This window comes from Nocardia blacklockiae (genome assembly GCF_015477355.1).
Classification (GTDB): Bacteria; Actinomycetota; Actinomycetes; order Mycobacteriales; family Mycobacteriaceae; genus Nocardia; species Nocardia blacklockiae.
The window spans coordinates 660,341-674,327 of sequence record NZ_JADLRJ010000003.1 but is presented as its reverse complement, the minus strand read 5'-3'; the positions used below and the strand labels follow the sequence as shown (position 1 = coordinate 674,327).

The 13,987-nt window shown below is 69.7% G+C and carries 15 protein-coding genes; 6 read left to right on the top strand and 9 right to left on the bottom strand.

Annotated features, from left to right (window positions below):
• Positions 1-22 precede the first annotated feature (22 nt).
• Positions 23-442 carry a VOC family protein gene (locus IU476_RS12635; RefSeq protein ID WP_195099684.1) on the bottom strand — a complete coding sequence of 140 codons (420 nt, stop codon included), beginning with the start codon at positions 440-442 and terminating at the stop codon, positions 23-25.
• A gap of 21 nt (positions 443-463) precedes the next feature.
• Positions 464-832, bottom strand: coding sequence for a hypothetical protein (locus IU476_RS12630; RefSeq protein ID WP_195099683.1), 369 nt, complete (start codon positions 830-832; stop codon positions 464-466).
• 493 nt (positions 833-1,325) lie between these two features.
• Here IU476_RS12630 and IU476_RS12625 point away from each other — a divergent pair, with 493 nt between their 5' ends.
• Both IU476_RS12625 and IU476_RS12620 read left to right on the top strand, forming a co-directional pair.
• Positions 1,326-3,584 (top strand): hypothetical protein, encoded by a 2,259-nt coding sequence (locus tag IU476_RS12625; RefSeq protein ID WP_195099681.1) that lies wholly within the window; start codon positions 1,326-1,328, stop codon positions 3,582-3,584.
• A 41-nt stretch (positions 3,585-3,625) separates the two neighbouring features.
• The gene (locus tag IU476_RS12620) at positions 3,626-4,405 is read left to right on the top strand and encodes a hypothetical protein (RefSeq protein ID WP_195099680.1); all 780 of its coding nucleotides are present in this window, start codon (positions 3,626-3,628) and stop codon (positions 4,403-4,405) included.
• A 31-nt stretch (positions 4,406-4,436) separates the two neighbouring features.
• On the opposite strand, the gene IU476_RS12615 is transcribed toward IU476_RS12620, so the two are convergent.
• The gene (locus IU476_RS12615) at positions 4,437-5,357 is read right to left on the bottom strand and encodes an NADP-dependent oxidoreductase (protein ID WP_195099679.1); all 921 of its coding nucleotides are present in this window, start codon (positions 5,355-5,357) and stop codon (positions 4,437-4,439) included.
• Positions 5,358-5,515: 158 nt separating this feature from the next.
• Positions 5,516-6,454: an MBL fold metallo-hydrolase gene (locus IU476_RS12610; RefSeq protein WP_195099678.1), complete on the bottom strand. Its 939-nt coding sequence runs from the start codon at positions 6,452-6,454 to the stop codon at positions 5,516-5,518.
• 84 nt (positions 6,455-6,538) lie between these two features.
• On the opposite strand from IU476_RS12610, the gene IU476_RS12605 reads away from it, so the two are divergent.
• Complete coding sequence (locus IU476_RS12605; RefSeq protein WP_195099677.1) at positions 6,539-7,492, top strand: LysR family transcriptional regulator; 954 nt, start codon at positions 6,539-6,541, stop codon at positions 7,490-7,492.
• On the opposite strand, the gene IU476_RS12600 is transcribed toward IU476_RS12605, so the two are convergent.
• The gene (locus IU476_RS12600; RefSeq protein ID WP_195099676.1) at positions 7,447-8,346 is read right to left on the bottom strand and encodes a serine hydrolase; all 900 of its coding nucleotides are present in this window, start codon (positions 8,344-8,346) and stop codon (positions 7,447-7,449) included. The two genes, IU476_RS12605 and IU476_RS12600, sit on opposite strands and share 46 nt — an antisense overlap.
• Positions 8,347-8,360: 14 nt before the next feature.
• Positions 8,361-9,752: a glycine--tRNA ligase gene (locus IU476_RS12595; protein WP_195099675.1), complete on the bottom strand. Its 1,392-nt coding sequence runs from the start codon at positions 9,750-9,752 to the stop codon at positions 8,361-8,363.
• 168 nt (positions 9,753-9,920) lie between these two features.
• On the opposite strand from IU476_RS12595, the gene IU476_RS12590 reads away from it, so the two are divergent.
• Both IU476_RS12590 and IU476_RS12585 read left to right on the top strand, forming a co-directional pair.
• Positions 9,921-10,316 (top strand): ArsR/SmtB family transcription factor, encoded by a 396-nt coding sequence (locus IU476_RS12590; protein WP_228823488.1) that lies wholly within the window; start codon positions 9,921-9,923, stop codon positions 10,314-10,316.
• A gap of 3 nt (positions 10,317-10,319) precedes the next feature.
• Positions 10,320-10,763 (top strand): Fur family transcriptional regulator, encoded by a 444-nt coding sequence (locus tag IU476_RS12585; RefSeq protein WP_195099673.1) that lies wholly within the window; start codon positions 10,320-10,322, stop codon positions 10,761-10,763.
• Positions 10,764-11,073: 310 nt separating this feature from the next.
• Here the strand turns inward: IU476_RS12585 and IU476_RS12580 are convergent, their stop codons facing one another.
• Complete coding sequence (locus IU476_RS12580) at positions 11,074-12,030, bottom strand: ABC transporter permease (RefSeq protein WP_195099671.1); 957 nt, start codon at positions 12,028-12,030, stop codon at positions 11,074-11,076.
• A 102-nt stretch (positions 12,031-12,132) separates the two neighbouring features.
• Between IU476_RS12580 and IU476_RS12575 the strand changes: the two genes are divergently transcribed.
• Positions 12,133-12,747, top strand: a complete 615-nt coding sequence (locus IU476_RS12575; protein ID WP_195099669.1) for a TetR/AcrR family transcriptional regulator — start codon at positions 12,133-12,135, stop codon at positions 12,745-12,747.
• 12 nt (positions 12,748-12,759) lie between these two features.
• On the opposite strand, the gene IU476_RS12570 is transcribed toward IU476_RS12575, so the two are convergent.
• Both IU476_RS12570 and IU476_RS12565 read right to left on the bottom strand, forming a co-directional pair.
• Positions 12,760-13,158, bottom strand: coding sequence for a hypothetical protein (locus IU476_RS12570; RefSeq protein ID WP_195099667.1), 399 nt, complete (start codon positions 13,156-13,158; stop codon positions 12,760-12,762).
• Positions 13,155-13,964: an isoprenyl transferase gene (locus tag IU476_RS12565; RefSeq protein WP_195099664.1), complete on the bottom strand. Its 810-nt coding sequence runs from the start codon at positions 13,962-13,964 to the stop codon at positions 13,155-13,157. Before IU476_RS12565 ends, IU476_RS12570 begins: the two co-directional genes overlap by 4 nt.
• Positions 13,965-13,987 lie beyond the last annotated feature (23 nt).

Genomic DNA, 13,987 nt, shown 5'->3' with positions numbered 1-13,987 from the left:
ACGGCGGGACCGCCGCGACCGGTCAGCTCGCGGGCGGCACCGGCTCGCCGGACCGGGTGGCCAGCCACTGCTGGATCTCGATCAAATTCCCTTCCGGGTCACGCAGGTACGCGCAGCGGATCCGGCCGCCGAATTCGACCGGCCCGCAGGCGATCTCGGCCCCGCGCGCCGCGAGGTCGGTGAGGTAGTCGTCGAGATCGTCGACGCGCAGCGACACCAGTGCGGTGTCGGCGTCGGACGAGCCGTCGCGCAGCACGCCGCCGAGCACCTCCGCGAGGTCCTTGCGGTCGTGCAGCGACAGGCTGCTGCCGAGTTCGGGTTTGAACGCCGCGTAGGGCGGCTCGGGCCGGTCGAGCTGGGGCTTCAGGCCGATCACGTCGCGATAGAACGCGAGGCAGCGGTCGAAATCGGACACGAGCAGGCGAATCTGGGTCAGATGCACGGTGCCGAACCTACGCCCTGTTCACCGGTGGTGCGGCGCGGCCCGCGACGGCGGCGTGGGCGACGGGCCGAAGCCGTGGCGGCGCAACCAGATCCGGCTCAGCCACCGCCGCACCTCCGGGATCGGCAGCAGCGGGAGCAGCACCACGGCGACGGCCACGATCAGCCACGTGAGGGCGTAACCCACCGTCTCCAGCACGATATTGAGCACCACGATCAACGCGCACGGCGTCGCCAGCACCGCGAACAGCACGGCCGCCACCCACGCTCGCGAGTGCAGCGCGGTGATCGCGGCGGCGCCGAACACCAGCGCCCCGCCCAGGGCCGCCATCGCCACCCGGAATTCGAACAGCCACTCGATCCGTCGCAGTGCAGATTCCCCCGGAACCACCACTACTCCCTCGACGTACGCACGCCGCCTCGCGCGGACCCCCCGCACGGCCTCAACTTTCCGCGCACACCCTACTGCGGCCATCGGCGATCGGCACCTCGTAGCGGCGATCCGCGCGGGCGGTGCGCCGCCGTGCCGCGGCCGTCCGGGCGCAGCGCGAAAGCCGCTGCCGCGCAGCGCCTCCGCGCCTGGTAGCGCGCGCGTGCGCGGATTGCGATCACGCTGGTCGCATTCATGTTCAGGGGACTTCCGGCCGCATAGCTTGGATCGCCGAACCCGACGCGCCCGGCGCCGCCTTCACGAACCGGACCAGGAACCGATGACCCTCTCGCTGAGACCGCCCGTCCCCCTGCGAACTACCGAGCGCGCCGCGCGTTCGTCGGCCGGCGGGACCTCCGCGTGGTCGGACCGCGAGATGGCGTTCTGGGATCCACGAAAGTGGTTGCCGCGGACACTGATCCGGCGTTGCCGGGACTGGATCGGTGCTTCCGCGTTGCGGCGCAGGGTGTTCTGGTGCGCGGTGCTGGCGGGCGCGTTCGTGGTCTTCCCGGGTGCGATGGGCGCGGTGGCGTGGGCGCAGTCGGGAGCGGCGGCGTCTGGAGGGGGCGCGGGGATCGACGCGTTGAGCTGGATGGACATTCGGGATTCCTCGGGCACGCGGCTCACCGATTACGTGTTCGCGACCGATCACGGGGGCTTGTTCAGTCCGTTGACCACGGTCGTGGCGACGGTGCTGGGCCTGGAATTCGTCGGCTACATGGTGATCGTGACCACGGCTGTGTGGTTGATCGGATTCGCGCTCAGCTTCCAGTGGTTGACGCCGTTCGAGCGGGCGTTGACCGGCGTCGCGAAGGCGATGACCGGCACGATCGCGACACCGCTGCTGTTGGTGACCGCGGCGGGGATCGGCGCGTTCTTCGTGGCCTGGTTCGTCTTACGCGGCTTCTATTCCAAGGCGACGATCCAAGTGGTGACCATGCTGGCCGTCGCGGTGATCGGCCCGTTGTTCCTGGCGCATCCACTGGCGGAAGTGCTGTCCTCGGACGGATTGCTCGCACAGGGCCGGAATGTGGGCGTGGCCGTCGCGGCGGGGCTCGGGGGTGATTCCAATCCCGACCCGGACCGCTTGATGGCGGGGATGCAGGGGAATCTCGCGGACAATTTCGCGCGGCGTCCGGTGCAGGTGTGGAACTTCGGGCACGTGATCGATCAGTCGCCGCGGTGTGCGGCCGTGTGGTCGGGATCGATGACGGCCGGAGACGAGGGCCGGGTGATCGACGGCCTCCGCTCGTGCGGCGACATGGGCGCGTACAGCAAGGCGTCGAATCCGAGTATGGGGCAGATCGGTTCGGGGTTGGTGTTGCTGGTGTGCGCGGCGATCATGTTGTGCTTCGGGGCGTATCTGGCGGTGAAGATCGTGTGGGCGGCGTTGGATGCGGTCTATCACGGGTTCATGGCGGTGTTCGGTTTCGCCGCGGGTGGTTTCGTGTACGGGCCGACGCAGACGTTTCTGGCGCGGAATCTGGTGGACGGGTTGGTGTCGGGGGCGCGGATGACGGCGTACACGATTTTCCTGGCGGTGTACGCGTTGTTTCTGGGGAAGTTGTTCGAGCAGGCCGGTGGCCAGGTGACGGTGGTGCTGGTGCTGGGGGCGATCGTGGAGGTGGTGGCGATCCTGCAGTTGAAGCGCCTGGCGGCGGGGTTGGACAAGGGCAACGAGTGGATCGCCAACCGGTTCGCGCTGGCCATGCAGGGACCCAACGGCAAAGGCGGCGGAGGAGGCGGTGGCGCCACCGCGCTCGGAATGGGAATGGGAACGGGCGGCGCCACGCATTCGATGTCGGCGAGCATGATCACCGGACTCACCGCCGTGAATACCGTCAACAACAATCCGATCGCCGGCGCGCTGCTCGGCTTCCGCAGAAACCCGCTCGACCCCAACGCCCGCATCCGCAACCGCGCCGAAGTCGGCACCTGGCGCACCAACGCGCTGGTGCACGAACAGGGCTGGATGCTCAATTACTACCGCACCCGGGAGCAAACCATCGAGGCCGCCCGGTCGGCCGTGCGCGAACACGGCAATCAGCACACGCCGCGCAGCGCGGCCGCCGCCGTGGACCGGATTCTCAATCGCGGCGGCTCCCTCAGCGATGTCGCCAGCGCCATGATCGATGCGGGGTTCACCGACCACGCGATGATTACCGACGCCATTCGTGCCTACAACTACCGGGAGAACTTCGCGCCCAGCGTGTGGGACGGCGACAAATACATCGGCGAGGCGGCCGCGTCGCTGGCCGTGCTCAAACTCGGTACGTCTCCGGCCAATATGGCCCTGTTCCAGCAGACCGCGCACCGCCTGGCCAACCGCCGCTACATCGACCACGTCCACGAGAACGAACTCACCCGCGAAGAATTGAATTACCTGCACGACTACTTCGCCGCCCCCACCCGCGACAAGATCCGCGGCATCCAAGCCCTCGCCGGTGGCAGCCGCATCACCCGCGACGCGAGCGGCAATGTCGTGCAATCCAACCCCGACTATCCGCTGCCGGTCGAATTCGAAGGCTGGAGCCAGGAACGGGGCCAGCTGATGAACCGGTTCATCATGCCCCACCTCGCCCAGCAATACCTCACCGCCGCACACGCCGGAAACCTGCCCCGCGCGTCGCAGGTCCTGCAGGTCATGGCCAATTCCGAGTACTGGACCGGAAACGTCAAACTCACACCCTCCAAAGCGATTCCGCGCTTCTGACGCCGCCGCACGTCCCTGCCCGAAACCACCACGAAACGAGAATGATGGTGCAGCCAACGCCTTGGCAGGCCAACCGAACCGCGCCCGCTCCGGCACCGGAGCCCGAGCCCGACATCGCCCGGAATTATTTCGCCACAATAGATTTCGACGCCTTGCGCGCCCGGATGCGCGGACTCTGGGGCTACACGGCCGCCCTGGTGGGCAGCCTGATCATGCTCGTGCTGCTGTTCGAACCCTGGCTGTTCGCCTCCGGCATGGACGGCACCGTCGGCATCAATGCGTTCGGCCGCATGGAGATCACGACCAGCGCGCTCAACGTCTGGTCCCAGTCGCCGCCGGCCGCCGTGCGCGTCACCGGCGCGTGGGGCATCCTCACCGCGGCGGCCGCGGGCCTGACGGTCTGCTTCGTCGTGATCAACTTCCGCGCCCGCAGCCACACGCTGTCGCGGCTGGCCACGATCTCCACGCTGGTATCGGCGGGAACCGTGCTGATCGCCCTGATCTACTTCAACACCAAGGGCCCCGACGCCAAGGCGATGGTCGGCGTCGGCCGCGACCTCGGCGGGCAGGTCGGCTTGCTGATGCGCTCGTACTTCGGCAACGGCTCCTACGTGCTGCCGGGCAGCCGCGTCATCGCGTACTCCTCGGCCGGGCTCACCGCCACCGCGTGGACGGCCGGGGCGGTAGCCCTGCTCTCCGCTGCGGCCGTTGTCGCGCAATGGATTCGCGACCGCCCGGCCGAACCCGACGCGACCGCCGACCGGTCACCCGAATCCGCCGCGTCCGTCAGCACCGTCGGCGCGGGCGAATCCGGCGCGTAGCCGTCACCGGATCCGCTGCGCCGCAACAGGTTCAGGGATGCAGGACGATCTTGCCGCGGGTGTGACCGCGTTCCAGCTCGCGGAAGGCGTGGCGCACCTCGGCCAGCGGGTAGGTGGCGGCGATGGGGACGGTCAGCGTCCCCGCCGCGGCCAGGTCCGCCAGCTCCGCGAGCACGTCGATGGTGTCGGCGGCGGCATTGCCCTCCGCCTTCACCCCGTACTTCTCCACGGCGGCGAAGTCGATGATGGTGTCGATGCGCTCGGGCGGCACCTCCAGTTCCAGCGCGAGTTCCACGTATCCGGAACCGTGCAGGTCCAGGAACGCGTCCACGCCGTCGGGCGCGGCCCGGCGGATGCGCTCGGCGAGCCCGTCGCCGTACTCGACCGCGATCACGCCCAGCGACTCCAGCCAGTCGGCGTTGTCCGGACCGGCGATCCCGATCACGGTGGCGCCGCGGGCCCGAAGCAATTGCACCGCAATCGAACCCACGCCCCCGGCGGCGGCCGACACCGCGACGGTGTCGCCCTCCTTGGCCTCCACGGCGCGCACCGCCGCGAACGCCGTCGTGCCCGCGACGAACAGTGACCCCGCCACATCCCACGACAGCCCGGACGGTTTCGGCGCCACCTGATCGACCGGCACCACGACGCGCTCGGCATGGGCGGCCCGGCTGTGGGTGAAGCCGATCACCTCGTCGCCGACGGCGAGACCGCTCACCCCCGACCCGAGCGCCGCGATCCGGCCCGCGAAATCGCTGCCCTGGCCGGACGGGAAGGTCGCGGGCCAGCGCTCGTGCAGCAGGCCGGCGCGGATCTTGGACTCCCCGGGATTGATCCCGGTCGCGACTACGGCGACCGCCACCTCCCCCGCCCCGGGCGCCGGATCGGGCACCTCGACCACGTTCAACACGTCGACATCGCCGTACCGATCGAACCGCACCGCTTGCGCCATGGAGTGCCCCTTTCCGAGGGAGATCGTCTCGTACGGGCCGAACAGCACGGTCGCCGCGGATATTTCCGGCCCCTACCCTGTGCAATTTCCGATCCGGCACCGATTCACACGTCCCGGTTCCAGCACCGACGATAGGCCACCTCCCGGTCCGCACGCGGTCACGGCGTGAAGGACTCCAGGTGCGCCAGCACGACGAACCGGCTGTCCGGACTCGCCGCCGCCACGGCGCCGCGCAGCGGTTCCAGACCGCCGGCGTCGCGGGCCGGCTCGCCGAGCGGGTGGTCGAAGTCGTCCCAGTGGGTCGGCAGTACGAAGCGCGGATTGCCGACCGCGCGCAGCAGCCGCGCGGCGTAGTCGCGGACCTTGGCCCCGCCGGTGGGCAGCATCAGGACGTCCGGCCGCAGCCCGGCGATCTCGGATTCGATGTAGTTGGACCCGCCGAAGTTCAGCATGCTCACCCCGCCGCCGGTGACCTGATAGGCCAGCGTGCCGCCCTCCACCAGGTCGGCGATCACCTGCGGCCGTGGCAGTTTCGCCGCACCGAGCCCGGGACGTGTTCCGGGATAGGGGATCTGGGCGCGCGCGCCGAGCGCCGAGTGCAGCGACCGCAGCACCCGGATCGAGTAGCCGTCGAAAACCAGGTCCTCCCCGCCGGTGACGAGGGACAGCTGATGCTCCGGTGCGCCGAGGGCGGCCAGCAGGTTCAGGTGGGTCTCGGTGCCCAGCACGGTCGCGCCGGTGCGCTGCGCGAGATACGGCACGTCGGTCAGATGGTCGTAGTGGCCGTGGGTGACCAGGATGTGGTCGGCGCGCAGCCCGGCGTCGAGGTGGGCGTCGATCAGCGCGGTGTCCACCGACAGGGGCGTCTGCGGGTCCGCGCCCTCCTTGCTGTAGGTGCCGGTCCGGAAGCGGGTCAGCCACGGATCGATGAGCACCGACCTGTCGCCGACGCGGATCTGCCAGCCGTTGTTGCCCCACCAGGTGAGCGTGGCCCCGCCGCGCGCACCGGCCGGGCCGCCGCCCTCGCTCGCGCAGGCCGCCGTCAGCGCCGCCGCCGCGCCGACCCCGAACAACCGTCTCCTGTTCAGCTCTCTCATGCGGGGTACCGAACCACGGCGCTGGGACATCCGTCCAAGACCGATCGCGGCGGCGACCGATACCGGATTCGATATCGTCGCAGGGTGGACCCGCTGCGCAAGCTTCGCTACTTCGTCGTCGTCGCCGAGGAACTGCATTTCGGCCGGGCCGCCGAGCGCCTCGGCATCGCGCAGCCACCGCTGAGCCAGCGCATCCGGGAACTGGAGCGGGAGCTGGGCGCGCGGCTGTTCGAGCGCACCAGCCGCAGTGTCGAGCTGACCGCGGCGGGGCGGGTGCTGCTGACCGAGTCGCGCGCCCTGCTGGCCCGCTGGGACCGCGCGAAAACCCTTGTCGGCAAGGCACATCGAGGCGAGCTGGCGGCATTGCGGGTGGGCGTGCCGCCGGACCTGGCGGGGCGGGTGCTGGCCGCGATCCTCACCGCGTTCGAGCGCGAGTGCCCCGAGTTGCGGCTGGACCTGCAGGAGCTGACCACCGCCGAGCAACTGCGCCTGCTCGCGGATCGGCAGCTCGACGCCGGGCTGCTCCAGCATCCCGCCGACGTCACCGGCCTCGAGCTGGGCCCCGCGGTCGACACCCCGCTCGGCGTGGTGCTGCCGCGGGATTCGCCGCTGGCGGCGCGCGCGGAGGTCGCGCCGGCCGACCTCGCGGGTCACGGCCTGGTGCTGTTCCCGCGCGCGGCCGCGCCCGGCGTCTACGACGCGACGCTGCACACCTGCGCCGAACACGGCTTCCGCCCGACCGCGGTGGTGCACGCGCACAACCCGGAATTCGTGCTGGGACTGGTGCTTTCGGGGCACGGTGTGGCCTTCGACCAGGGCATGGTGGCGCAGAAGGAGCCGCGCGTGGTGTGGCGGCCGATCACCGGGGGCGTGCTGCGGCGGCGGATGTCACTGGCCTGGCCGTCGGACGCGCCGCATCCGACCGTCCGGCGGCTGGCCGAGCTGATCGTCGGAGTGCTTCGCACGGACGGTGTTTCGACCCTCGCACCCGGTCAGGACGAGGCACGGCCCTGGCACGTGCTGATCGGCCGGAGATGATCGATGGCCTCGATCGCCGCCCGCGCCGCCTCCCCGATCGCCCTGTCCACCTGCGGCATTCGCGGATCCAGCACCTCGGCGCGAGTGAAAACTCCCACGGCGCACCGTAACCCGTCGGGATACTCGACCACGCCGATCTCGTTGCGCACGCTCGGCAGCGTTCCCGTCTTGCTCCACACCTGCACCTGCGACGGGAACGCGGCAGCGAGCCGATGCTGACCCAGTTGCAGGCCCATCAGTTCTCGCACCCAGGCACAGACCTGCTGCGATCCGGCGCGATCGTGCGCGATCAATTCCAGCAGCCGGGTCATCTCGCGCGGCGTGCTCGCCGAGGTGCGGGCGGGATCGAGGATGCGCAAAGCGAACACCTCGGCGTCGGGCAGCGCGGGATAGCGGCGCGCGAACTCCGCGGCGTCGGCGACACCCAGGTCCTCGGCCATCGAGGCCAGCAGATCCCGCAGCGACCCGACGATCCGGGTCCGCTCGAGCCCCAGCTCCCGCACCAGCGACCGCACATTGACCAGCCCGACGCGATCGAACAGCAGGTCCGCGGCGGAGTTGTCGCTGACCGAGAGCGCCAGGTACGCGGCATCGCGCAGACTGAACTCGACATCGTCACGGCAGCCCGAGGTGCCCGGCCCGCCCAGCCGATAAGCCGCCGTCGACCGCACCCGATCCGCCGGATCGAGCTGCCCCGCCTCGAACTGCCGCGCCAGCTCCAGCACCAGCGGCACCTTCACCACCGACGACAACACCACGAGTTCGTCCGCGCCCCAACCGATCTCGCCACCACACGCGAGACACCGGGCATGCAGCCAACCCCGCACACCCACGGCGTCGAAGATCGACTCCACGACGACGCGGGCTCCTACGCCCCGATCAAGCGCTGTGCCAGGTAGCCCTCGACTTGGTCCAGAGCGATGCGCTCCTGCGCCATCGAGTCCCGCTCGCGCACGGTCACCGCGTGGTCCTCGAGGGTGTCGAAGTCGACGGTGATGCAGAAGGGGGTGCCGATCTCGTCCTGGCGGCGGTAGCGCTTGCCGATCGCCTGCGCGTCGTCGAACTGCACGTTCCAGTTCTTGCGCAGCTGCGCGGCGAGGTCGCGGGCCTTCGGGGACAGATCGGCGTTGCGCGACAACGGAAGTACGGCCGCCTTCACCGGCGCGAGGCGGCGGTCCAGGCGCAGCACGGTGCGCTTCTCCGGGACGCCCTTGGCGTTCGGCGCCTCGTCCTCGGTGTAGGCGTCGATCAGGAAGGCCATCAGCGAGCGGGTCAGACCGGCCGCCGGCTCGATCACGTACGGGATGTAGCGCTCGTTGGTGGCCTGGTCGAAGAAGCTCAGCTCCTGGCCCGAGTGCTCCGAGTGCGTCTTCAGATCGAAGTCGGTGCGGTTGGCCAGGCCCTCCAGCTCGCCCCACTCACTGCCCTGGAAGTGGAAGCGGTACTCGATGTCGACCGTGCGGGTCGAGTAGTGCGACAGCTTCTCCTTCGGGTGCTCGTAGAGCCGCAGGTTCTCCGGGTCGATGCCGAGGTCGGTGTACCAGGCCAGGCGGGTGTCGATCCAGTACTGGTGCCACTGCTCGTCTTCACCCGGCTTGACGAAGAACTCCATCTCCATCTGCTCGAACTCGCGGGTGCGGAAGATGAAGTTGCCGGGCGTGATCTCGTTGCGGAAGCTCTTGCCGATCTGGGCGATGCCGAACGGCGGCTTCTTGCGCGCGGTGGTCATCACGTTTGCGAAGTTGACGAAGATGCCCTGCGCGGTCTCCGGGCGCAGATAGTGCAGGCCCTCCTCGGACTCGATCGGGCCGAGGTAGGTCTTGAGCATCATGTTGAAATCGCGCGGCTCGGTCCACTGGCCGACGGTGCCGCAGTCCGGGCAGGCGATGCCGCTCATCGGCACGCTGTCCGGGTCGGCGATCTTGTTCTTCTCCGCGAACGCCTCCTGCAGGTGGTCCTGCCGGTGACGGCGGTGGCAGTTGAGGCATTCGACCAGCGGGTCGTTGAACACGTTGACGTGGCCCGAGGCCACCCACACCTGACGCGGCAGGATGATCGCGGAGTCCAGGCCGACCACGTCGTCGCGGCTGGTCACCATGGACCGCCACCACTGCCGCTTGATGTTCTCCTTCAGCTCCACACCCAGCGGGCCGTAGTCCCACGCCGACCTGGTGCCTCCGTAGATCTCGCCGCTGGGGAAGACGAGACCCCGGCGCTTGGCGAGGTTGGCGACGGTGTCGACCTTCGACTTGGGTGCCACGACTGGAGCTCTCCCTCTGGATGATGGGTGGACCGTGATTCGGTCCAGCGTATCGGGGTCGTCCGCGCGCGGTCGAAGCAGTATCCGCACATTCCACGGGGTGCCGGATTGACATGCGCACCTGTGCATACCAATAATGGCATCGGTTTCCAATAAGGAGTTGGTTCGATGACCGCCGACAGTGGTGCACCCGCACGGCGTAGCCGCGTCGCCGTCGAGGCACCCACGCCCATCCCCCACGACCCGTACCCGTACCGGGCTCCCTCCGCCCCGGCGGTGCCGCCGCGCGGCATCCTGGACAACGCGGGCGAGCTGCTGCGCGCCCTGGCGGCGCCGGTGCGCATCGCGATCGTGCTGCAGCTTCGCGAGTCGCCGCGCTGCGTGCACGAACTGGTCGATACCCTGGGCGTGACGCAGCCGCTGGTGAGCCAGCATCTGCGCATCTTGAAGTCGGCGGGCGTGGTGCGCGGGGAGCGCACCGGGCGCGAGGTGATCTACGAACTCGTCGATGATCACCTGGCTCGCATCGTCGTCGACGCCGTCGCACACGCCGAGGAAGGGTGATTCGTGCCGGAGAACACGGGCACAACCGAGAAGACCGTAGGGGTTCGCAGCACTCGCCAGCGCAGCGCCATCGCCGCGCTGCTGGGTGACATCGAGGAGTTCCGTTCCGCCCAGGAGCTACACGACGAACTGCGCCGCCGCGGTGAGGGCATCGGTCTGACCACCGTCTACCGGACACTGCAGTCCCTGGCCGAGGCCGGCAAGGTGGACGTGCTGCGCACCGACACCGGAGAGTCGGTCTACCGCCAATGCTCCAAGGGCCACCACCACCATCTGGTGTGCCGCCACTGCGGCCGCACCGTGGAGGTAGAGGGCCCCACCGTGGAGGCCTGGGCCGAGTCCATCGCCGGCCAGCACGGCTTCACCGAAATCAGCCACACCATGGAAGTTTTCGGCACCTGCAGCCAATGCGCCCTGGTCCGCGAGGGCCGCCCGGCCCACGTCTGACCCACCACCTCAAGGGCATGCCGCCTCCCCGGGGGCACGCCCGAACGGTCCTACAGCGGGCACGCCCACGACATTGCTCCGCAGCGGGTCAGGCCCACAACATTGCCCTGCAGCCGGTCATGCCCACCACGTTGCCCTGCAGCCGGTCAGGCCCACAACATTGCCTTGCAGCCAGGCATGCCCCGACGCTCCCGCCGGGGCATGCCTTACACCACTTTTGCCATCCAACGAGCCCACAAGTCTTTTCGACCGCGAGCCCGCCCCCTTTCCTGTCGTCCCGGCACGCTTTTCGCCGGGACGACAGGAGCCCTCACGCCGGAACCGGCTCCGGAGCCGGGGACCGCCGGGGCAGGTTCGCCCCCACCGCCAGCATGAGCAATCCCGCACCGGCCCAGCACAGCAGCACGATCAGGGGCGTCGCGGCACCGTGCCCGTCGAAGAAGGCGACCGAGCGGATCAGCGTGGCCGCGGCACCGGGCGGCAGCAGCTGCCCGATCGCACCCCACGGCTGCGGCAGGAGCTCGGGCGCGGAGGTGGCGCCCGAGAACGGGTTGCCGATCAGCAGCATCAGCAGCGCGCCCACGCCGATACCGGCCCGCCCCACCAGCGTCGCCAGACCCGCGACGGTCCCCGCGACCGCGACGCACACCAGCCCGGCGATCGAGGCCAGGGTGAGATAGGACCCCGGCACGAGCTGCATCCACCCCTGCACGATCCCCATGCTCAGCAGCCCGCCCGCGACGCCGAAGGTGACCAGGCCGACCAGTCCCGCCCCGGCCGCCGGGATCAGCAGACTCAGCAGCACCCCGCCCGCGATGCCCGCCATCACCAGCGGCAGCACCATCGCGCCGAATCCGGTGCCGCGCGGATCGTCGGGATCGCCGCGCACCACGTCCTGCACGGCGGCGGCCGGAGCGCCGGACAACTGCTGTGCGATCGCCGTGAGCTGTTGTGCCACAGCGGGACTCGCGGCCGAGGCGATCAGCACCCGGGGCGCCCCGCCGTCGGTCACCACGGCCCCGTAGGCGTCGCGATGCTCGATGGCCGTGCGGGCGGCCGCCTCGTCGCTGACGGTGGTGATGTCGAAGGCCTCGCGATCATGCTCGGACAGCTTGCCGGCGACCATGCTCGCGGCGGGACCGGAGACGGCGATCGGCAGACCGCGCGGCGCGATATTCGCGGCCGGCCAGGCGAAGGCGATGAGCATGACGGCCTGCACCAGCGCGGCGGCGAGACCCACCGCGACGGCGCGCGACGTGGCATTCATGACGGCTCCCAAAGAAATCGGAGGATCGTTCTTTTATGGCACCCACCGTCGCATCGCTCGCCCCGCCTTGTCAAGAACGGATATTCGTTTTATTTTTGACGTATGCCCAGAGTCAGCGAGGAACACCTCGAACGCCGCCGCCAGCAGATCCTCGACGCGGCGCAGACGTGTTTCGCCAACAAGGGCTTCCACGCCACCTCGATGCAGGACGTATTCGCCGAGTCCGGCCTGTCCGCGGGCGCGGTGTACCGCTACTTCAAGAGCAAGGACGACCTGATCGCCGCCCTCGCCGCCGATGCCACCCAACTGCTGCGCGGCATCCTCGACGAGATCATCCAGCGCGATCCGCTGCCCACGCCCGGCACGCTGGTCGGCGCGCTGACCACCGAGATCATCCGCCTCGGCGAGACCACCGGCCGCGTCCGCCTGGCCCCGCAGGCCTGGGCGCTCGCGCTCACCGACGAGACGGCGGCGCAGTACGTGCGCTCGGCGATGGGCGCCTTACGCGAGCGCTGGCGCGACTATGCCGAGCGGATGCGCGCGATCGGCTGGCTGCCGCCCGAGGCCGACACCGAGGCCGTGGCCAAGGTGCTGCTGGGGCTCATGCCCGGCTTCATCCTCCAGCACCTGATGCTCGGCGATGTCACACCGGCGGACATGAGCCGCGGCCTGGACTTCCTGCTGCCCGGCTACCGGCACGCCGAGACCTCCGGGTAGCGGGCCGAAGCCTCAGGGCACCAACCCTTTTCGCGCCTCTCCCGCCCCGGCGAGCACGAGCAGCAGCATGGTGGCGAGGGCGGCGTCGTCCAGTCCGGCGGCCGGGAAGGTGTAGCGCAGCATCACGTCGGCGAGCTTGTCGCGGACCTTGACGGTGAGCGAGCCGAACTGCAGCTCACCGTTGCGGTCGGCGACCCGCTTGTGCAGCTGGCTCTTGAGCGGCCGGTCCCAGACCAGCAGGCAGGTGAGGGTCAGCACGTCCAGGCCGGGCGCCAGGTTCACGGCGCGCAGCGAGCACAGCGCGCCGTCGTACTCGAAGCCGAGCCCGCCGTCCTCGACCCGGACGTCGATGTCGAAACCGGCCAGGCAGGCGCCGGCGCGGGCCTGCAGATCAACTGCGGCCTCGCTCACTTGACGCCACCGAAGCGCCGGTCCCGCTTCGCGTACTCCACGCACGCCTCCCACAGATTGCGCCGGTCGAAATCCGGGAAAAGCGTGTGCTGGTAGACGAATTCGGCGTAGGCCGACTGCCAGATCAGGAAGTTCGAACTGCGCAGCTCGCCCGAGGGCCGCAGGAACAGGTCGACGTCGGGCATGTCGGGCTCGTCGAGGTACTGCGCGAAGGTCGACTCGGTGATCTTCTCCGGGTCGAGCTCCCCGGCGGCCACCCGGCGGCCGATTTCCCTTGCGGCGTCGGCGATTTCGGCGCGGCCGCCGTAGTTGACGCACATGGTGAGGGTCATCACCGTGTTGTCCTTGGTGAGTTCCTCGGCGACTTCCAGTTCCTTGATCACGCTGCGCCACAGGCGCGGTCGCCGCCCGGCCCAGCGCACCCGGACGCCCATCTCGTGCATCTCGTCGCGGCGGCGGCGGATCACGTCGCGGTTGAAGCCCATCAGGAAGCGGACCTCGTCGGGGCTGCGCCGCCAGTTCTCGGTCGAGAAGGCGTAGGCGGACAACCACTTCACGCCGATCTCGATGCACCCCTCGACGGTGTCCATCAACACCGCCTCACCGCGCTCGTGCCCGGCGGTGCGCGGCAGGCCCTGCTCCTGCGCCCAGCGCCCGTTGCCGTCCATCACCAGCGCCACGTGCCGGGGCACGAATTCCAGCGGCAGGTTCGGCGGCGTGGCGCCCGACGGGTGCGGCGACGGCGGGCGGATCGTGCGGGTCGGCGCGGCGGTGGTGGGGGTGCGGTTACCGATCACGGCTTCCATCCTGCATCACGCCGTCACGTCCG